Annotated in this window: 19 protein-coding genes and 2 pseudogenes; 3 read left to right on the top strand and 18 right to left on the bottom strand. The window is 44.3% G+C overall.

Going from position 1 to position 20,495, the window contains the following annotated elements; translation table 11 throughout:
• Positions 1–97 precede the first annotated feature (97 nt).
• Positions 98–1,168, top strand: a complete 1,071-nt coding sequence (xerS, locus tag ACYCSE_RS22725) for a tyrosine recombinase XerS (protein ID WP_165176794.1) — start codon at positions 98–100, stop codon at positions 1,166–1,168.
• An 835-nt stretch (positions 1,169–2,003) separates the two neighbouring features.
• Here xerS and ACYCSE_RS22730 read toward each other — a convergent pair.
• Genes ACYCSE_RS22730 through ACYCSE_RS22775 form a run of 10 tightly spaced genes read right to left on the bottom strand, consistent with a single transcriptional unit; the run spans position 2,004 to position 10,994 of the window.
• A complete protein-coding gene (locus ACYCSE_RS22730; RefSeq protein WP_069291976.1) occupies positions 2,004–2,582 on the bottom strand; it encodes a beta-ketoacyl-[acyl-carrier-protein] synthase family protein in 579 nt (192 codons plus the stop codon).
• Entirely contained in the window at positions 2,573–3,544 is a 972-nt protein-coding gene (locus ACYCSE_RS22735) for a 3-oxoacyl-[acyl-carrier-protein] synthase III C-terminal domain-containing protein (protein ID WP_235309789.1), read from the bottom strand. Before ACYCSE_RS22735 ends, ACYCSE_RS22730 begins: the two co-directional genes overlap by 10 nt.
• Complete coding sequence (locus ACYCSE_RS22740) at positions 3,537–4,487, bottom strand: methyltransferase domain-containing protein (RefSeq protein ID WP_250261296.1); 951 nt, start codon at positions 4,485–4,487, stop codon at positions 3,537–3,539. Before ACYCSE_RS22740 ends, ACYCSE_RS22735 begins: the two co-directional genes overlap by 8 nt.
• Before the next feature lie 35 nt (positions 4,488–4,522).
• The gene (locus tag ACYCSE_RS22745; protein WP_231109362.1) at positions 4,523–5,335 is read right to left on the bottom strand and encodes an ABC transporter permease; all 813 of its coding nucleotides are present in this window, start codon (positions 5,333–5,335) and stop codon (positions 4,523–4,525) included.
• A gap of 3 nt (positions 5,336–5,338) precedes the next feature.
• Positions 5,339–6,148 (bottom strand): ABC transporter permease, encoded by an 810-nt coding sequence (locus ACYCSE_RS22750; RefSeq protein WP_165176800.1) that lies wholly within the window; start codon positions 6,146–6,148, stop codon positions 5,339–5,341.
• Positions 6,145–7,134, bottom strand: a complete 990-nt coding sequence (locus ACYCSE_RS22755) for an ABC transporter ATP-binding protein (RefSeq protein ID WP_235309786.1) — start codon at positions 7,132–7,134, stop codon at positions 6,145–6,147. Before ACYCSE_RS22755 ends, ACYCSE_RS22750 begins: the two co-directional genes overlap by 4 nt.
• 50 nt (positions 7,135–7,184) lie before the next feature.
• Positions 7,185–8,354 carry a radical SAM protein gene (locus ACYCSE_RS22760; protein WP_322161021.1) on the bottom strand — a complete coding sequence of 390 codons (1,170 nt, stop codon included), beginning with the start codon at positions 8,352–8,354 and terminating at the stop codon, positions 7,185–7,187.
• Positions 8,326–9,435: a hypothetical protein gene (locus ACYCSE_RS22765; protein WP_459700055.1), complete on the bottom strand. Its 1,110-nt coding sequence runs from the start codon at positions 9,433–9,435 to the stop codon at positions 8,326–8,328. Before ACYCSE_RS22765 ends, ACYCSE_RS22760 begins: the two co-directional genes overlap by 29 nt.
• The gene (locus ACYCSE_RS22770; RefSeq protein WP_459700056.1) at positions 9,428–10,744 is read right to left on the bottom strand and encodes a hypothetical protein; all 1,317 of its coding nucleotides are present in this window, start codon (positions 10,742–10,744) and stop codon (positions 9,428–9,430) included. Before ACYCSE_RS22770 ends, ACYCSE_RS22765 begins: the two co-directional genes overlap by 8 nt.
• A gap of 1 nt (position 10,745) precedes the next feature.
• Positions 10,746–10,994, bottom strand: coding sequence for an acyl carrier protein (locus ACYCSE_RS22775; RefSeq protein WP_061828348.1), 249 nt, complete (start codon positions 10,992–10,994; stop codon positions 10,746–10,748).
• 114 nt (positions 10,995–11,108) lie between these two features.
• On the opposite strand from ACYCSE_RS22775, the gene ACYCSE_RS22780 reads away from it, so the two are divergent.
• The gene (locus tag ACYCSE_RS22780) at positions 11,109–11,954 is read left to right on the top strand and encodes a PIG-L deacetylase family protein (RefSeq protein WP_459700058.1); all 846 of its coding nucleotides are present in this window, start codon (positions 11,109–11,111) and stop codon (positions 11,952–11,954) included.
• Here the strand turns inward: ACYCSE_RS22780 and ACYCSE_RS22785 are convergent.
• From ACYCSE_RS22785 to ACYCSE_RS22810, 6 genes and pseudogenes are all read right to left on the bottom strand, one after another.
• On the bottom strand, positions 11,929–12,195 hold the full coding sequence (locus ACYCSE_RS22785; RefSeq protein ID WP_061828346.1) for an acyl carrier protein: 267 nt from the start codon (positions 12,193–12,195) through the stop codon (positions 11,929–11,931). The two genes, ACYCSE_RS22780 and ACYCSE_RS22785, sit on opposite strands and share 26 nt — an antisense overlap.
• 2 nt (positions 12,196–12,197) lie before the next feature.
• Complete coding sequence (locus ACYCSE_RS22790) at positions 12,198–13,220, bottom strand: hypothetical protein (RefSeq protein ID WP_155729660.1); 1,023 nt, start codon at positions 13,218–13,220, stop codon at positions 12,198–12,200.
• A 243-nt stretch (positions 13,221–13,463) separates the two neighbouring features.
• The gene (locus tag ACYCSE_RS22795) at positions 13,464–13,826 is read right to left on the bottom strand and encodes a GH32 C-terminal domain-containing protein (protein WP_459700060.1); all 363 of its coding nucleotides are present in this window, start codon (positions 13,824–13,826) and stop codon (positions 13,464–13,466) included.
• Positions 13,760–14,629, bottom strand: coding sequence for a glycoside hydrolase family 32 protein (locus ACYCSE_RS22800; RefSeq protein WP_459700062.1), 870 nt, complete (start codon positions 14,627–14,629; stop codon positions 13,760–13,762). The genes ACYCSE_RS22795 and ACYCSE_RS22800 overlap by 67 nt, the downstream gene beginning before the upstream one ends.
• A 1,012-nt stretch (positions 14,630–15,641) precedes the next feature.
• Positions 15,642–16,942, bottom strand: a protein-coding gene (locus ACYCSE_RS22805) for an IS3 family transposase (RefSeq protein WP_452566895.1) whose coding sequence is annotated in 2 segments (ribosomal slippage) — positions 15,642–16,672 and positions 16,672–16,942 — 1,302 coding nt in all. Because the reading frame shifts where the segments join, the coding sequence is not laid out codon by codon here.
• Positions 16,943–17,080: 138 nt separating this feature from the next.
• Positions 17,081–17,542 (bottom strand): annotated as a pseudogene (locus tag ACYCSE_RS22810) (IS110 family transposase); the annotation flags it as partial.
• A 666-nt stretch (positions 17,543–18,208) separates the two neighbouring features.
• Here ACYCSE_RS22810 and ACYCSE_RS22815 point away from each other — a divergent pair.
• Complete coding sequence (locus tag ACYCSE_RS22815; protein WP_250261287.1) at positions 18,209–19,207, top strand: methyltransferase domain-containing protein; 999 nt, start codon at positions 18,209–18,211, stop codon at positions 19,205–19,207.
• A 517-nt stretch (positions 19,208–19,724) separates the two neighbouring features.
• Here the strand turns inward: ACYCSE_RS22815 and ACYCSE_RS22820 are convergent.
• Together ACYCSE_RS22820 and ACYCSE_RS22825 are read right to left on the bottom strand one after the other, a co-directional pair.
• Entirely contained in the window at positions 19,725–19,955 is a 231-nt protein-coding gene (locus ACYCSE_RS22820) for a hypothetical protein (RefSeq protein WP_459702574.1), read from the bottom strand.
• 27 nt (positions 19,956–19,982) lie between these two features.
• Positions 19,983–20,033, bottom strand: a pseudogene (locus tag ACYCSE_RS22825) (DUF4188 domain-containing protein); the annotation flags it as partial.
• Positions 20,034–20,495 lie beyond the last annotated feature (462 nt).

Raw genomic sequence — 20,495 nt, forward strand, 5'->3', positions numbered from 1 at the left:
TGCCATAATGTAAGATGAATATTAAAATTACGTAAAATAATAATTTGACGAATAAATAACGATGGGTTATGATGAATCCATGGAGGTTTGTACATAAATGGATAAACTAATGAAAAATCACTACATGCAACGTATTGATGAAAAATTGTCCGATTTACCTTGGTATGTAACAGAATTTATAGATAGCAAAAAACGCAAGTTATCTCCAACAACACTTCTTAATTACTGTCATGATTACATTATTTTTTTCGATTGGCTTATTGCAGAGAATCTAACTTCATCAAATCGGAAAGAAATAACCTTAGAAACATTGGAGTTATTAACAATACGTGAAGTGGAAAACTTCTTGTCATTCCTGGATTATCAACTTGGAAACAAGAAACTTACGATAAATCGCAAATTGTCCTCTCTAAAATCGTTGTTTGATTACCTTCAGAATAAGGCTGAAACAAGCGACTTGAAGCCTTATATTCAACGAAATGTAATGGCCAAGATGGATTTGAATGCTATCAAAGAAAGCCAAGAAACCATTGCAAACCGTATTGAAGGAAAAATTCTAAGAAATGATGATTTCGAATTATTCAGGCAATTTGTAGCTTATGATTTTGGTGAAAAACATAAAGAAAACAAGCGTATTTTTACGTTTCATCAGTTTAATCGTGAGCGTGATACAGCAATCGTTTCGCTGATATTAGGTTCAGGGCTTAGATTGTCTGAGGTTGCAGGAATTAATATGGATGACTTAGATATGAATAAAGCTTTAGTTCGAGTGGTACGTAAAGGTGATAAAGAACAATACGTTTACTTTAGCAAACAGGCTTTAATGGATTTAGAAAGTTATCTGCAGATCAGAGAAACAAGATATTTACCAGATAAACAAGAAAACTATTTATTCATTGCAGCTCCTGTAGGTCGTAAAGGAAAAAGCCGTCGTCTGACACAACGATCAATTGAAAAGCTGATTGAAAAATATGCCACTGCCTTTGGGAAACCTTCTCTAACAGTGCATTCGCTCAGGCATTCATTTGCAACGCGATATCATCTTGAAAATAACGATGTCCCAAGACTAAAGAATCAATTAGGGCATTCTTCCATTCAGACAACAATGATATATACTCACTTAACAGATGAAGAGATGCGTAATGCTGTGAATAATATGGACCGATGAAACCGTGTCGCTACGCGGTTTCTCTTGAACATCTTCACAAAATCCGTATTTTGACTAAATGTCTAGCGGCGCATTCACTCATAACGAGCATTGCGATTTTCAAGATTATTTGATAAATTATACATCTCTAATTTATTTCATGATAAATAAAACTTTATAAAAGCCCCACTTCATTGATTCAACATTTTCATCATTAATTATATAAGGTAAATCTAGATCAAATGCTTTTAGATACAATACGCTCATCTCCCTCTATTCTTCCCATGGACGTGGTTGTTGATGTCTACTCATTGAATTGCCTTTTTTCCATAGACTCATAGCATTCGCTTTCTCCCAATCAAGGGCTTCCTGCCTGTTACGCATTTTTGTAAAGGTTTTACAAAAAAAAGGTCACCCGCTGGGAGTCCTCTTAGATGATGCTTGCCGTCAACGTCGTTTTCAATCCAAATCCGCAGTAAAGGACCTCGAAATTTTTCAGTTTCTGAGGTCCTTTTTTACTAACTCTCAATATTCAAAATCTGACTTTAAAATTCACCGAACCCCTTGATCGGTGAAAAGCACTTTCAACTCCCTGTAACTTCATCCCACAATAAAAGTCGTCCTATCCTCCTAAAATAGCGATACACATCTAATCGGCAATCGGTAAAAGTTCTTGTCCTTGGATCGGGACACGAACTTTTACCGATAAAATAAAAAAGCCGCTAAAATAGCGACTTCAATGACACAATGTTCTTGTCCCTCGACAAGAAGCAATATCCCGAGGTCACGATGGAGCGCATGGAAAAAACCAATCCTTCTCCTAAATGGCCTTGGTAAGATGGTGGGTACGAGGAAATTATGTTCGTCGTAACTTCAGTTGGCTTGCACCGAAGACTCCAGCATCGAACGTGACGACTTCCATCTCCAGATCGCTTGTAAACTCTGATTGGTGCAGTCCAAGCTTTAGGATCGGTTCAACTGCGCTTTTTGCTCCTGCTTTAACGTTGGTGCCTGGAAGCTTACGGCAGCTTTCAACTCGATAATCACCGGCCATAGTCGACACACCGATCAGTGCGGTCATACTCAAGCAACTCCCTTGTTTGTCGATATGATCTGGAATGAATGAGTCGGCAATGACGCAAAGAGCATGATTTTTTGTACCGCTATTGAACATCCAGTCTAATATTGTTAATGCATTAGATAGAGAAAGGCTACCAGACTGCCCGACGGAAATGGGCATAACCTCATTTAGTCCTAATTCTTGTCTCAGTTTAGCACAGCCATTAACACCAGCTTCAAAGTCCGTCTGATGACAGTAACAGAGCAAGTCAATTCCTTCGGTCCAATTCCTATTCTTTTCAATTAGATCGGTTATCCGTCCCCATGGCATTTCTAATCCCACAGCGGCCTCAGCATGATGAAATGTCAAATACATAGCTCGTTCACCTTCTTGGAATACCGATGAATCGCACAACCGTAATAGCCTCCAAAGCCAACGGAAATCGTCATATACAAGTCCCCTTCTTTCAAGAAACCTGAACGGATAGCGTGATCGATATTATTTAGGATATCGGTGTTATGAATATGTCCGTCCTTGGAGAGGGTTAGATTGTAGAAGCGTTCCAGGGACACCCTCAGCACTTGAGCCAGCATACTCCATACGTGTAGCCCCAAATTGGTGCAAAAGATCACGGCGATCTGAGCAATGTGAATACCGGACTCGCTTAATGCTGCTCTTACTGCCTGTCTGACCCCTAAATAAAACGTTGAGTAATATAATTGAATACGATCTGGAGCCAGATCGTATACGAGGCCGTCGACTCTCATAACCGAAGCAAGTGTCTGCTGTCCTTGACGCTGCCCCTTCATATATAAAGCAGCACTCGCGCCGTCACCGAACACCATGAACGGATCGCTCCGTTCATAAGAATTCATGGCTCTGTCGGCAGTGATGAACAAGATTCCTTCACCTTGCTGACGCGGGGCCATGAAGTAGTTCGACGCCAAGCACAACGATAAGTGCATCGTGGAACAAGAATATTCCTCCAAAGGGATAAATGAGACTGCCTCAAGGGCGAATTCATCTGCTAGGCGATCAAAAAGATTCCGTTCACCGTTTTCATTATTCGTTACACTAGCAAACATGACCGCCGCGATCTGTACATTCATCTGCAGAGCCCGGCGCAGAATTGGCCTACACACGGTAGCAATCATCTGTTCCAATTCAAGTTCCTCTTCTATGGGCACCAGCTCAAAGCCTTTGTTCAAGTATTCCGAATCGCTCATTCGAAATTCTACGCCGTCGGCCTTCACCTGCTGAATCGCTTTCGTGACATGGATACGGGACTTCGGGAGATAGACGGAATAATCGACGATCGTCACGTGGTTCTCATACATTGTGATGAGCCCGCTTTCGGAAATGCATGATCTTGTACTGGCGTTCCCCGCTTTTCATTTCATCGTACAAGGAAGTGCCTGGCACACCCATTGTTTTCCAAATCGCAGTATCCATCTGATCTTCAGTACCAAAAGCGGCTATGCGATTCTTTAGAACTTGATCACTTGAAAGCAAAACTTCCCCCGTGATATCGCGTGATATAAGCAGCTCGAAGCCCAGTTCAAGCAAATATCGTTCACCATCGTCAAACTTCCAGGTTGGCAAATCGTCCGCATAAACGAAAGTCCCGCCCGGTTTCAGCACCCGGAAGACCTCGTCATAAAAAGACTTAATCGATGGATATAGATCAGACGCTTCCATGTTGAGGACAAAATCACAGCATGACGAACCGATAGGAAGCCTCTCGGCATCCCCAACACAAAAATAGGCATTTGGGAAACGATTGGTCAATTGGCAAAATGCAATATTGGCTTCGGTCAGATCTAAGCCAACAACGCTTCTCACACCGTAACTTCGACAGAGCTCTCGCACGCCTCCCCCCCTGCCACAGGCTACCTCCAAAATGTTCTTATCCTCGAGATATAAACCATCCAAGCACTCCTGCAGAAGCCGGATGGAGTTTCGATTGACACTTGCTGGGGCCTGATTGAACTCGGAGGCGAACCCCCAATTGATAAATGTCGAGAAACGGGAAAAGCCACTCTCGTCCAAGGACCGATTATAGTTAGTGAACATCTTCATGATATCCTTTTTGAGGACTGCAGTTTCCCCGCTTTCCTGCCCTTGCAGATCAGCCAGCATAAACGGAACACCACCATCACCGAAGAAGTAACTGACCGCGCACTCCCCGCACACCAACATCTGATCCGATGTGTTTAGCTTTGACTTGCAAATAGGACATACTAAGGCAATGCCGGTTGCCGGCCAACGAAGCATATGCATGTCATTCCTCCCTCCCTCAATTAAGTTGTCAGCCTTTAGCCGCTTGCACTGTTATAATTACGTATTGCCCGACTCCAAACGAAGCGAACGATTACAAGGAGCACAATTGGTACGATAGCGCCCCATACCGCCAAAGCAGGTGTCAGCTGATTCATCACCATCATAGGCGCAAAATTCGTAATGACGAGAAAAGGCAATAAATACACGCCGATTCGTTGGATGAAACGTGAATAGATCGGCATTGGCATATTATTGGCGTCCCAAATGGAATAGAAAATTCCCGCCAGCCCTCCCGTATTAACAAGCCAGAAGGATAACAAGGCTGGGATGAACATGAGACAGTAAGTAATGATCAACGCTGTCCCCAAGTAAAACAAAAATGAGAATAAACTCCATGCCGTTACCGGGATATTTAATGCATTCCAACTGATCACAACCATCGTTCCACCCGCGATGAAATTCGGAATTGGCATCCCAAGATCGATGTATCGAAGCGAAACCAAAAACTGTAGTGAAATTGGCTTAACCATGAGTAGATCCAACGTCCCGCTGCGTATATACTCGGATACCCTGACGAAATTAGGGAAAAAGAGCCCGGAATAAAGACCGGTCATAATCGTGTATGTGCCGACAAACATCAAGATACCATCAGGCGTGATCGATCCGATATGCAAGTCCGTCTCATAGACTACTACGACGTAAAGAAGCTTGGCAAACAAGTATGCGATTTCCACAGCAATCCCGAGTATGAAGTTCGTCCTGTATTCCATTTGAGCAATAAAACAGTTCTTAATGAACAAAAAGTAAATCATTAGGTAGTTGCGAAGCGTTCCCAGCCATCCTCTCACCGGTCAGCCCCCCAATCCGAGATACTTCTTCATTCCGGCGCGCCATACGATCCGTGAAAAGGCAAGCAGCGCGATCATCCAGAAGAACTGCATCCCGATTCCTTGTACTGCCTCGTCCATTGACAATCTGCCATTAATAACATTCGCAGGAAAATGGATCGTATACTTGAATGGCAAGTAGTCTAAAATCTTATTTATGGTCTTACCAAACACCTCAATCGGAAAAACACCACCACTTAAAATGATGACAAATAAGCCGGTCATTTCAAAAAAATAGGAGATTTCAGACAATATAAATGCAACAGCCGCGAGCGTATAAGAGATAAGAAAGTTTAACAACAAAGACATGACCATTGACACCATAAAGAGTAGAATATGTGCCAAGGGAATCCGTATACCATAAGTTCCGGTCAAGTAAACGAGTGTAAACAGCAAGATACATAGCATGGCTGAAAAAAAGAAAATCTTTTGCCCCAGCATAGTAAATAGCTTCAGAGCGAAAAAACTGACCGGTTGAACCAAATATTTATTCAACCCACCATCCTTGATCTCGGTGGCCACGTTTTGACCTATATCCGTTGTCACAATTTTCGTCACGATGGCTGCCGTTATCGTGTATAAAATCATTTGGCCGTAGGTATATCCGAAAAATTCCGACGATTCCGATCTTCCATAGACCGCTGACCAAATATAATATTGGATCAGAATCGGAAAGAATGCACTGATCAAGGAAAAGAGAAAGTCAAATCGATATTCGAGTGAAGACTGAACGCCTAACTGGAACACGCGTCCGTATTTGGGAAAGGCACTCATCCGGATACCCGATCATCCCGCTGATACAAGGATACAACGACTTCCTCGATAGGAATATCTTCGATCGTAATATCTTCAATCGGGTAGTGTTCAAGCAAATCCCTGGAAGCCATGCTAATGCGCTCCTTACTTATCTCCAGCGTGGCATGAAATCCGTCCGATTGACGCACCTTCCCGTACAACTGCAGCTGTCCAGTCGCTACGTGTTGCTTAAATTTTAACTGTATGATTTTCGTGTCGTTCAAAACATCGTCGATTCGCTTCAGATCCCCGTCGAAGACGAGCCTGCCATCATTAATAATGATCGTCCGCTTGCACAGATCCTCGATGTCCTTCATGTAATGACTTGTCAAAATAATCGTTGTCCTATGCTGTTCATTGTAATACTTCAAAAACTCCCGCACCTTTTTCTGTGTAACAATATCGAGCCCGATCGTCGGCTCATCCAGGAAAAGCAGTTTCGGTTTATGAATAAGCGCCGCAAGGAGCTCCATCTTCATACGCTCACCTAGCGATAAACGCCTTACCTGAACATTCATAATGTGCTTGACGTCCAACAGTTCGATGAGTTCGTTCAGTGTTTGTTTGTAATGCCGATCGTCAACCTGATAGATATATTTGTTTAGCAAAATGGATTCCGCCGCAGGCAAGTCAACCCATAGTTGGCTCTTCTGCCCCATTACAATAGCGAACTGCTTCTTGAATTCCTTATTTCGCTCATAAGGCTTGAAGCCCAGTACAGTAAGTTCGCCGCTAGTTGGATGTAAGATGCCAGAGAGCATCTTTAGCGTCGTCGTTTTGCCTGCCCCATTAGGCCCAAGGAAAGCAACCATTTCCCCCTCTTCGATCGAAAAGGAGATATTTTTCACCGCTTTCTTCGTCAAACTTTTCCGATAAAAGAGGTTTTTAATGGAATGAAGCATTCCGACCTCTTTGGTGTAATAGGTGAAGTTTTTAGCTAACTGCACCACATGGATCGCTGTCAATTGCGCCCCTCCTTAACAATTAAATCGAACTAGAAGGTGGACGATAACGTTTACCGGCCATAATGATAAAGTAACCCGCATCGGGAACAGACCGGCATCAGTCCGCAAGCTAATACCTCTCGGTGTTTGGCAAAATTTTCCCCCTTCCAAACCTCCTTCACATCCACATCACTAATGTTGCCGACCGCCATCTCAGGAAAGAACTTGCACGGAGTGACGTTTCCGCTCGGCAATACGTCCATTCGGGTGGAGATCGCCAAGCATTCCTTCCGCTTCATCCCGGTTCTCTGCACGCCAGTGACAAAATCCTCTATCTCGTCTTGCTCCAATGCGGGCATAAATCGAACCCGGCTTCCCCATGTTTGCTCGGAGATGCGGAGAACCTCCTCCTTGAGTGCCCCCACCTTCTCGCCGGAGATATGATAAGTGAATGAATTCCAACTGCAGCTACCCTGACGGATTGGATCCAACCAGTCAAACTCTTTGATGAAGAAATTGTCCATCTCCTGAGCAGACTCAGGTGCGATATACCACGGATATACAAAGTAGACCGAATCCACGCCCATCTCCTCGAAAAACTTCATAAAATCAAACATTTTGGGAATCATGAGATCATTCATCGTCAAGCTGACGGATACTCTGCCCTTGAAAATGCCCTGCCGTTGCAACTCCAGCAGACGCTCTATGGCACTAACCACCTTTTTGTAGGTCCCTCTGCCCCTAATCGCGTCGTTCTCAGCCTCGAATCCCTCCAGACTGGCTAGTACAACAAGTCCCTCACCGATCTTAAGCAGTGAATCTAACTTTTCCTCCAGAAGAATCGCGTTTGTACAAATCGTCGTCGTCCGCTGATCGCGTTCCAGCAGATTCGCAATCTGATCGAACTTGCTATGGTACAGCGGTTCTCCGCCCCAAAGATAGACTTTCGACTTCTTCTCATGGGTAAAGGCAAGGAGCTTATCGACCAACGCGACATCGATTTCTTTACCTTGCTCCTCCTTGGACATGTCCCAGTGAAAGCCGTCCGCGTTCCACTCGTAGCAATGCTTGCAACGCAAGTTGCACCCGTTGTTCAGCTTGATCCCGATATCTTCCGGGATCTCCATCGCATAGCGACTATCGGTCGCTCGAAGCCGACTGACCCGGGACATATTCATAATTGTACGCTTCAGATCGTTAAACACACGCTCATCAAACTTTCGACTCGTTTTGGGTTGCATAATTTACACCTCCATAAGTTTTGCAACGCTCGCGGGCATGTAGTAGGTTACAATGAGCACGTTCCAATATCTCGATGTTGAATCCCTGCGTCTTCCAATCCGTAAAGGACACGCCAAATCCTTGCTTAATCCAATATTCAGCATTGGCGGTTTCGTGTCTTCCAAAGGGCTCAAGAAAAACCATAGGCGTCGCAGCGGCGAACGATTCCATCAAGGAATAGCCCCCCGGCTTACTGACAATGGCTGTGCAACGGCGAATTCGTTCAAATAACAGGGGAGTAGTTCCGCTGTCTAAGTAAATGGAAGTCTCTCCATGTTGAATCTGAGCAAATGGAGGAAAACCGAATTCCCCCCGTCTATTCCTCAGCCACGGACTCCACGATGGGTCGTTCCGATAATAGCAAATGCGTGGATCAGGCTGAATATCCTCGTCAAAATAAGCCAGAACATCCAGCTCCATACCGCCTTCAAGCAGGTCTCGAACAGCCTGCGGGTAGGTCCCAATCCCCCAGCCGCCACCATGGACCACCATTCTCTCTTCTCGCTGGCGAAACGGGATCGGTGCTTCGTCCGTCATCGGAAGTTGTAATTCAAAACGCTTCTTGGTCGGTTCGTAAAACCAAATGTGGTTGTACCGCTCGCTTCGAGATCCATAGACCAAATAAGATGGCGAAAGCGTAGCGTCGAGATGAAGCATGTCGACCTCGAGCCGAGTTCCAACAAACTGTTCATATTGTTCCAAAATCGGGATCCAGAACCCAGTCAACGCAATGAACGACGTCCGGCGCTCACGGGACCAATCTTCCAGCAGCAGCTGTACCTTGGTGGGATCCAGGCAATCTGAAATATCGCGAGCCAACTCCACACTCTTCCGGGCGATGGCGAAATTATCATGAAAGGCCTTGCGATAAGCCGGCACTTTGTTCTTTACGCCGTCGACATACACATTTTCGAGCACACAGACTTCGTTTGAAATGCCGGAACGCTCCAGGTAAATGCCTAGCTGTACGGCTGGCATGTACACACCTAGTGAGTTACCGGATCCAAGTATAGTGACACAAGGCTTCAAATGACTATCCATACCACTTGCCTCCCTGGACTTCAAAACGTTCCTTTAGCTTGTCGATTAAACTTTTCTGCTCCTGCACATCTCTCGCGATTACAAACAGATAAAGCCTCCCCTTGATGAAACTGCCTTCGCTTAATGTCTGTGGGTAATCTGATTCCCCATAGCCAGCAAACATGCACGCCGGGGAAAGCGGAATGATGCCCTCGCCGGTATGATTAGGGTATAAAACGCCGTCATCATCCAGCTGTCGCAGCCACTGCCCGTAATCAAACCGATGGCGACTGCCTACCGTTCGGAACGTAAATGTCCCGTGCTTCCCATTTTCCAGCCGTTCGCCCAGTCGATGACTGACCAGTCCCATTGATTGACGGGCGTTGATTTCTACAATCGGCACGATTGTGCCGTCCTTTAGTATCATGGAGTCAACACAAACATGGCCGAAGTACCTGTCCTTGTATAGTGAGGAAGCAAGCTTCTCAATGACATCGAAATAACCGTTCCGTATTAGCGAATGACTGTTCTCCTCCTGCATCGCTTGTGACCCCACATAAGCAAACTGTCGATTGATGATTTGCTGCAAGCCGACGATCTGGTACGACCCGCTCTCATCAATTGAAAATTGGCAGGAAAAATCATATTCCACGTCAAGGAACGGCTCGACAAGAAACGCCGTTGAGGAACCGGCTTGCTCTTGTTTGCGCAAATAGCTTACTACACGTTCCAAAGATGATAGGTTTTTAAACAGCATATTGCCTTTTCCAGCTACGCCAAAGGGGTCTTTTAACAGGACCCCTTTCGACAACCCCATAAGCTCTCGCCCTACTGCAGCCAATTCATCCGCGCTGAACACTGGCTGGCTATAGGAGCTGCCCAGAAGTCTCTTAGCAAGATCGGCGGAATACAACTTAGAATTTACTCGTTTAACGTCTTGAAGGGTGGGCAGCTTGTTCGAATAGTTGTACCTGTCGAGAAGCTCGTGAACGTAAGGTACGACTGAAAAGGGAGTCATTTCACTAAACTGCTTCAGCCGCTCGTCGGTCTCTGGAACTTCGTACAGAGCGCGAAATAGATTTGGTTCATGGCTTGGGACATTCGCACTAAGCTGTGTAAAATGAAAGCCGATGTGCGCCAAATAATCCATGTGCGCCTCATCCATCTCAAAGCGGGTCAACAGTGTGTCCTCCGGGCCGCATAAGGAAGCCAGCAATTCATCCATAGCCATTACCACCCGCGACCGTGAAGGATCAGGAATAAAAGGCAACCTGCTACTCCCTTCTTCACGCCAATAGGTTTCCGAATCAAAGGTGCTGGCAACCAACATACTACCCGACCTCTTGATTCATGCCTTTTAGGAATGCCATGAAGGCACCGATTGAGCGCAGACAAGCCAAGTCCAGGTCCTCGTAAACGATCTCCACCCCAAAAGCATCTTCAACTCCGAGAATAAACGTTATCATCTGTAGGGAATCTAACTCGACGTCGTTAATCAGGTCGCTCTCCATTGTGAGAGTTTCACGAAGCGAGTCATCCTCGAGCACAGTTGCAATGATATTTTTTAATGTTTCAAACATAAACGACATCCTTTCAAGTTGTATTTTAGATTTTTTATTTAATTCCAAAAAAAATAAATAAAAGGTATAATAGTAATATATTTCTTATCACTGTTAAAGGGAGGGCTTGAACCCTTGAATAACCACTGTCTGTTTGTCTCCGCCCATCTGGACGATGCTATTATTTCTTGCGGCGATTATATCGATTCGCTTGTTCGTGCTGGCTATCATGTGACCATAGCAACTGTTTTCACTGGTACTGGCACAGATCTATCCCTACTTGCTCGCATCCTGCACAAAAAGTTCGGGCTAAGCTCCGACGTGATGAAGGTACGGCGAGAAGAGGACATTAGTGCATGTGATCTTCTCGATGTGGACACGATTCATCTGGACATGCCGGAATGTATCTATCGTAAAGATCGCAGCGGTGCCCCCTCATATGAAAAGCTGGACGATCTGTTCCGTAGTGACTACGAAACCGAGCTGGACGTGATTTCTGAGGCAACAAAGGTGCTTTTGACACGACTCTGTCTTACAGACTACGATCATATTTATATTCCGCTTGCAATCGGAAGACATGTGGATCACAGTATCGTGCGGGTTGCGGCCGAACAGGCTGTACGAAGTATTAGTGATCTGGAAGTCTCTGCCCGTTTGATTTACTACGAAGATCTACCGTATTTAAACTATGGTCAAGATATAAAATGGGAAATTGACCTAGCTCGGAATCTACATCCAGTCTACATTTCACTTCCCAAGTGCAGTTTGAAACAGAAGACTGCGGCCATCCTGGAATACCGCTCCCAGATCCGTCTATTATGGCACTCCCGATGGGAGATGCTTAGACAAGTGATTCAACATGCGCATTCGTGCCGTCCGCCAGAGCATCAGCCTGATCCAAACTCATATTGCTTCAGACTGCATGTTGTGAGTGTGCATGATCAAGTACCGCTTGCTATAAGCGTTCCTGGTAACTTTTAATAAGATCAGCCAAGTCGCCAAGGGTTAGATGACTGCCTGCCATGTTACCTACCAGTTCGTCCGGGAGCTCTAGACCGAATTCGGTTTCGAGCTCCACGACGAATGTAATCATCTGCATAGAATTCATTTGGATCCATATCTCTTCAAGTAACGCATTAGCGTTTATACGTTGTTTATCGTAGTCCGGAATCTTTTGATGAATAAGGTTTTGGATGCGTTCCAAACAGAGTTGTTTTCTCAACGTTAGACCTCCTCCTCTACGCCCATTGGAGTTATGTTTGACACAAGGCTCAAGTTGTAGATCATAAGTTCGATAGCCTCGCGCTCACAGGCTTGAATACGCCTAATTAACACTTCCACTTTTTTGAGGTTATCTTCGTTTTTCGTCAGTGAATATTTGATAATCAAATTTCGCGCTAATAGAGCATCGTCGGCAATCGTCTGATAGCGAACCTTGAGCTGATTACTTTCCCCTAGAACACCAGTTTGATTCATGAAGTCAATTCGTTCCAACATCAAGATCTTGTGATCATAGATCATTTGAAACGGGCGATTATCTTCCTCAATTTGTCCACTGCGTATGCGGGTTATATCCAAAATCAGCTCGTCATAAACACGAATTCCCCATACACATGGATTTGTTATATAACCCAACTCTCTGTATTTGTCGGCGGGATTTTCTCCATTTAAATAGTCCTTAAGGTGCTCAATAACATAGTTTAGATTAAAGTCATAAGCTGCTCGCTCGTTGAATTGTAACAGAGAGAGACCACCCTTCCACGCATACAACCAATCTCCATCATCATCGATTCCCTCGTAGGCACGTCTCATTTGCTCAAATGTGATTTCGTTAAATGAGTACTTCCCCCCCGCGAATGTAAAATCGGCGATATGAAATATATCCCTCTCCTCGTCATAACCAAAAATAAATGAGTCATGTGAAAAGAAAGATTCAATATCCAAAAACTGCGCTTGATCAAGAAGCAAATAAATATAATTATTCATGTCTATACAATCCATCAGAAAAGTACATATATCCTTGTTGAAATTTCGAACCAACTGACGACTTAAATGTTGGCGAAGCAGCCAAGGACAAAATTCAAAGGTAGGAGTACGGTAGAAGTCCACATAGGAACTTCCCTCATTTAAGGTGAGCTGGAGAGGAATGAAATGTGTCATTATCCACGGCTTTGCTTGCGGGTAATTGGCTAGGACGGCAAACGTATTTGCCTGCCACTGCCACGAGGTGATTGCCGGATACTGCATCGGTAATATCTTGGATCGCAATTAGACACCCCCTTGGGAGAGAATTTGATTTAGTGTCAATTAGCTAAGAACTACAGACTGACAGCACAGATAGAGTCAAACTTCCTGGACCACCGCAACGCTGTAGTCCTTATTCGTTTTAAGGAGTGATTGCTTCGTTAATTAGTTTGGGGTACCAAGTTCAGATCCGGGTGCCCAAAACCGGACTGTAACCATTTCGTCGAATCAAGCCATTGCTAAAGTCTAAACCGTCTCATTTTCCCAGATGCTTACCAGATCATTGATTTGAAGCGACACGACCTTTAGTTCTCCGCCAAGGGTATAGAGTTCTAGTCCTCTACTTTCCAAGTCCGGGAAAATCATGTCTGAAACGATTGTTTTTCCTTTATTGCCGAAGACCTCGACACTAGACCAATCAACGTAAATGCTCAAGGTTATCCGTTCATGCTCTGGCTTCATGGGGGCTTGGTGCTTTGCAGCAAAATCAGGATGGAAATCAATTGCGTTTGACTTCGTCCCATCGACAAACAGCTCCTCATTCAAGACATCATATCCGATGGTTGTCTCCTGAGTAGAAGAGGAACGCACCTTGAACCCGAATTCCACGGCAGTACCGATTTCAAATTCCGCAATAATTCGGCCTTTGCAGTAGAAATATCAGATAAGACGTTGCTACCTGGCTTAATCGTTAAGTCTTGCAGAGACATAATCGGTCTTCTGAGTTGACTTAACTCTCTTATAGGTACTTGGATTAAGCGAATTCCTTCCGGATATGTCTTAAGCTGAATCTCTCGGGGGATTGACATGTGGCCACGCCATTCCTTTGAAGGAAGGGTAGAGGCATAACGCCAGTTGTTCATCCAGCCGACCCAGATCTTTCGTCCGTCTTCTTTCGGAATACCATCCCATGTCACGGCCGCGTAAAAGTCAGACCCGTAATCTATCCATTTGATCGTATCGAATGATTCCAACGTTTCATCCCTTGTAAATACCTTACCGTCAAAGTTGCCTATAAAATACATCATGCCAGAACCGCCTGCTGGTGGTTCTGAATCGTTTGGATTCACACCATTTCTATCCCCGACACTTAGCAACAGAACCCACTTAGTGATATTGGGATCCTCATCCACTTGGATTTTAAATACCTCAGGACATTCAAATATCCCTCGATGGATACCCGGAATATCGGAACCGAAATCGCTTGCAAAAGACCATTCCTTCAGATTCGAAGACGTGTAAAAGTCGACGCGGTCTCTTACGGCAAGAACCATAACCCACATTGACGATTCTTCATACCAAAACACCTTCGGATCACGAAAGTCTAGCGTTTTCGTTGGGAACAAAACAGGGTTACCTTCATATTTTATCCAAGTTCGACCTTTATCCCTGCTGTAAGCGATGCTCTGCACCTGTGGTTTGCCGGCCTATATGTCTCCCTGTAATACAGATTTCCTGATCCTTTTCTGCTGCTAATATCATCTGATAAGTGCATTTTGTTAATGTTGCTCACGCTCCTTTGGGTTTAAATAAGATCCATATTAGAATTGATTCAACTCGTTCGGGACATATTACGTCCACTTTTCTATAGAAACAACCAAGAAAAACTACAAGAGCACTCAAAACAAAATGCCCATATTTAACAAAATAAACCACATGTGTACAAATGTCAAACTTTTTTTTACATTCGAATTATTTTTTAAATTAAAATAAACTTTTTAGTTTACATATGCACATTTTGATAGTGTTTCATCTGAAAACGGCCGTTTTTATTTGAGTTCTCCTTATCGCATTTAATTATTCAGTAAATAAAATGTAAACCATTGAATACCCAAATGATGTTATGATTTTCAATAAACTATCCAATTTATCAAATAAAATTTAGACATTTGGATTTTTTGACTAATTCTCTGAATAATTTTTCGTTTTTGAAATGAATAAATAGGAAAAGCAGTTCCTTTTAGCTTTCTAAAGCTTTATTATCTCTTTGACATTCTCCTGGAGAACACAGGTTGTATCTCTAGATCGCTTACCACCACGTGCGAGGTCTACTAAACAATATGATCCATCATGGTGGACACTTCGCTGATTTTGGAGTTCATCGCGTCTACGGTAAGGTGATATCGTCGAAGAGGTGGCTCACTACAGTCTTAATACAAAAGGCACCAAAAACCAAATTACGGTTTCAGGTGCCTTTTGGCTTTATGCGTTTGTGCTTTGTAATGCTTTTATAGCCAGTCCCAACCCTCCGCAATGATTTAGAGGTCATTTTTTTCATTGTTAAAACTCATGATTTTTTTATCTATCAAATCCATCCATATGTATTTAGTCAAGTTATATTTACTATATATAGAATTAACATATCTTTATTGGTGATGAACTGTGACCCCATTTGTGGATCCTTTTGAAAAGGGTCCCTATTCATCAATCATCAGGAGTCATCTTTTTTAATGTCCATTGGAACCGTTCGGTATTGTAATAGGTGATGTATTCGTTGACACGAACTCGCAGCTCTTGTAGGGATAAGCAATCCTTGAACTCTAATTCATCCTTCATATGCCCGAAGAACGTCTCCATCGAAGCATTATTCCAACAGTTTCCTTTTCGTGACATCGATTGTTTAAACCCAGCTTTAGCGATAATGGAACGAACTTCAGGATGTGTGTAATGGAATCCCTGATCAGAGTGAAAGATAGCCTCCGGATGTACTTCCAAACGATTAAACAGCCGCTTCAGTGTTCGTTGAACAAGAGACAATTCAAATGAAGAGGACAGGTAGTGAGCTAAAATTTCTTTTGTTGCACCATCCTTTACACAGGACAAATAAGCCCGTTGGCCATTTCCATAATGCATATAAGTAATGTCGGTGAGCAATACCATTTCAGGCTCTCCCCGGTCAAACCGACGCTTCAGGAGGTTTGGGCAGGTGCGGTGCTCTTGCGTCGCTTTAGCCATTTTACGGTAGGGATTCGCTTGACGAATCACAGCAACGAGTCTGAATTTCCGCATCAAACGGCGAATTTTCTTATGATTCATAACGATTCCATGAAGCCGTTCTAACCTCATTTTGATGACCAGCGCGCCAGCCATCCCTCTAAGTGCATCAAAGTGCGCCTTCAGAAGTAAAAAGTCTCGTTCATCGGCAGCCTCTCGAAGCTGGCGGTGTTCTTCCGCCGCACACCAGCGATAATACCCGCTTGTACTTACCTCAGCAAGCTTACAAAGATAGCAAATCACGCGTTTCAGTCCATGTTTACGAACAACCTGATTGATGAGCTGAAAGCGCTCGGAAGACGCTAGTAATTCATTGTGTCTTTGTGCCTTTCGAGCGCTTCTAGCTTTTTTTAAGAGTTCATTCTCGGCTTCCAAAAGCTTGATACGAGCCTCGGCAAGACGGAGCTTTTCCTCAGCCGATAGCTCACGACTAACCGGTCTTTTTGAGCTTCCCTTCCCCTACGCTCTTCCAGCAGCCCAGCTTCACCTGAAGAAGCATATGTTTTCCACCAACGCTCCAGACATCTTTTTGGCGCCTCCTGTCCGATCAGTTCCAAGTAAAATCCTGTCTGTACGAAGATTTCCATGGGTGTATGCCCCGCTTGATTGGCCTGTACAGCCGCAATCTTAAAGGCAGGGGAATACGTGATATTCTCTGATACCCAAATGGATGGATTCGACTCCAGTACCTTGATCTCTTTCTCCGTAAAAACCCGTCCGATTTTCTTCATAATCTACATCCCCACAAACTTTTATAATCTGATTAAAACGCAAAGGACCCGTAAGAGGGTACTTTTTTCAAAGTGTCCATCTTACGGGTCACAGTTCATGACTTAGGAGTGGACTTTTTTTATTTTTCAATAATTCTAGCTGTTTAGCTTCGCCTGCACGTACATAGCGGTCACAAACTCATGCTGCCTGGTCAAGTGCTGAAGCTCACTGTAGGACTCTTCCCACTCGCGATGCGCTTTAACATCCCCACGGTAATACATCTCGGCAATATGCCAAGCATCTGCTGCATCGGTTTTCACTTTTCGAAGTTGTGTGCCTTTGGATCGTTTCGCTTGCAAAGGATTGATGATGTAGTGAATCCATCCGCTACGTTTCAGATATCCTGCCAAACCTCGATGGTAATGTTCGGTTGCCTCGAAGACAACGACAGGCTCCACACCACTTGCCTCTTTCAGTTTGCTAGGCACTTCCCCTAGCCGCTCGAAACTTTCTTCACCATGCTGGAGGGTCTCCATCCTTCCATATGGTTCGTTACGCTTTTTGAAGGCCTGAATAACACTACATCCTTTCGCCACATCAATTCCAACAACGGGTTGCATAAAAACCTCCCTAATTCGATTTACCGGCATTCCCACCTGGTTTCCAAACCCATAGCTTAGCTTGTGATACGAGGTCATAGCCCTCAACCAGCTCAAACATGGTCGTTGGATGGATTTTGTACAGGTTCTTTGTCCCTAAGCCGCCCTCGTTCTCCGGGCTACCACCATCGTAAAACACCCATTAAAATAGGCAAACCAGAAAATTTCTTTCTGGCTGTCCTAATAATACGAAAAGCCGATATAATAGTGACTTTAAACGGTGCAATGTTCTTGTCCCTCGACACGTTGGCAGAGATTATTCATCACTATTGTAAAATAACTGGAAACATATGCATAAAAGTTGTATATTTAATTCATATTCTTGAAATTAATTCTAAATTTTAAAGGGGGGGATTGATCGTGGTAAAGTGTTCATCCTAGCGCCAGGTAAGTAAGGATAAAATATCGCGCATCAGAAAAAGCAACAAATGGGGAGTAAAGATTATGAATGCAGAAAATTATTACGAATTTTGGTCCACTTTTCTTTATGAATAGGCTGGATGAAGGGCTTATGCTATGGGGGGTGCTCGTCCCCATCCTTCTTCTGGTAAATGTCCGTTTGATTTGGAGAAAGGCGATAAATAATTATAGCAGCGCAAGCGGCTAAAACGATGAGGAGATGTAGATATGAAAACGACTTGGCCTTTGTCCGGTATTACCCTGGTATGCACTGAATGCAAGAGTGATCTTTATGAGGCGGACAACTGTTTGATCTGCGAGACCTGCGGCCTCGAATACGCCTGGGAAGAGGGCCTCGCAAGTATGTTAATTGACCGTCCTGTAGCGGAGAAGCTTGCCGAAGGCGCGGCGCAAAAGGAAGCGATCATCGGCATGTTTGACTCTATTAACCGGTCGCTTGAGGAGAAAAGACTGTCCAGATTTTCCACCTTTATTAACTGGGGTTATGCATCCGATAACGAACTACCGGGCGGCCGTCAAGGTATTAACCACAGCAGTATCCAGCTGCTTCGCGAAATTATTGGCGGCCTGGATGTTTCAGGCAAGGATATCCTGGAAATCGGTTGTGGACGGGGAGGCAACGTGAGCGAGCTATGCAAAAACTATGGGACCGGCAGCGTGGTCGGCATTGATCTGACACCGTCCAATATTCAATTTTGCCAAAGGAATAACCGATATGAGCAGGCTTACTATTGTATTGGCGACGCGGAGCAGCTGCCTGTTAAAACGGAAAGCTGCGACATTGTGCTGAACATCGAGTCCTCGCATTTGTACCCTCATATTGAGCTGTTCTTTACGGAGACCTACCGTGTATTAAAGCCAGGTGGGACATTTTTGTATGCGGATATTATGAGCGCTTCCGACGTGCCGCGCTATGAAGAGCAGTGGCAAAGACTAGGCTTTCACACCTCGTTGATCCGGGATATTACAGGCAATGTATTACAATCGGGAGACGATGCTCTGGATACCCGCCTGCATGCGCTTGAAGGCTCCTTAGAAGGGGAAGATCGAGTATGGGAATGGCTGGAGGCACCCGGCACGCAAAATCATACCGATATGGTCGCAGGTAGAAGAGTATTCAAAATTGTCCATTTGGTGAAGATGCCTCCGGCACCGAAGGAGAGCCTAGCCATGGTTGAAGGAGGAGCAGCGGTGAGCAATGCTTGACCATTAACAGACGTTAACTGGGCGTGTCCGCAGTGCAAGCAAACGCTTGTGAAGAGGGAGTTCTCATTCGACTGTACGTCATGCGGCGAAAGCTACCTCATGACCGCTGGCTCGATTCCATGTCTGCTTGTGGAAAGTGACGCGTTAGAAACGATGGAGCATAAGGTGCAGAAGGAGGCGGTTAAAGAGCTGGCAAGCGACAACACAAGGAAGACTCGATTTATTTTCAAGATTACAGTTCCAGACTCGTTCGCCCTGTTTTATTTATAGACCGGATAAGAAACTGACTTAAGAAGAGCTATCTTGCAAAATGAAATTACAATTGTCGCTAATCCCAACGGCAGCTGACATGGCAAATTCGGTAGCGTTATCCGACAGTGGAATTCCTTTATTTATGTTGATACTTAGCATTGTATTAATATCATAGCCCTCATTTTTGTATAATTCGACGGTCGATCCGCAGCCGGCTACAATTTTTAAACAGCGGTTCTCCAATATCGGAGAACCGCTGTTTTGTCTAGACAATATTTACGGGGCCTACTTCTCCGCAGATAGGGCGCATGTCTTTTATTGCACGGTGTGCTTTTGGCCAAAACCTCTTCAGCGCTTGATAGACTTCCTTTTTGTCCTTGATAACATATGCATGAACTGCTCCTACTTCAGATGATGGTGGGCGGACATCAACGTGCTGCTGTTGTACTGGTTCACCTCGCCAGCCAATCCCGAGAAACCCCAGATCTTTGTTCATGTATAGTTCTCTAATCGGCCCCATTGCTTTGGAAACAGGTAACCACTTATTTATCGCCCACAGACGATTTACTCGCATGCCAATAATAAATACGATAGACTCCCCATCGATCTCGGCCTTATATCTTTCCTTCTGAATTCCTCACTTCACTTCTCCTTTTCACCCAACATGGTTCTCTGTTCAATAAACTTGATGTTGCTGGCAATGTGATAGACTTCGTTCTTCGTCAGGCCTTCTTTGTTGAGGTGACCCGCAGGATCGAAAGCCTGTACGTTGGTCCACATGAAATCCAATGTCTGTAATTTTCAACATCTCTTCCTCTGGGATTAAACGAAATATAAAATTCTTTTTCGGAGGAGATTGATTTTTGTCTTCAGCGATGATGCAACAATCTGAATCATGAATTACTAGATTTCACATTAAAAGTAGCGAATTTCCTTGTGTTTCTCATTACAAAAATTGGCATTTCATATGAAAATAAGTAATATAATTAGAAACATTTATACTGTAAAAGGGCCTTTCTCATCCCCCTCTTTTTAA

Source organism: Paenibacillus sp. SEL1 (genome assembly GCF_054602535.1).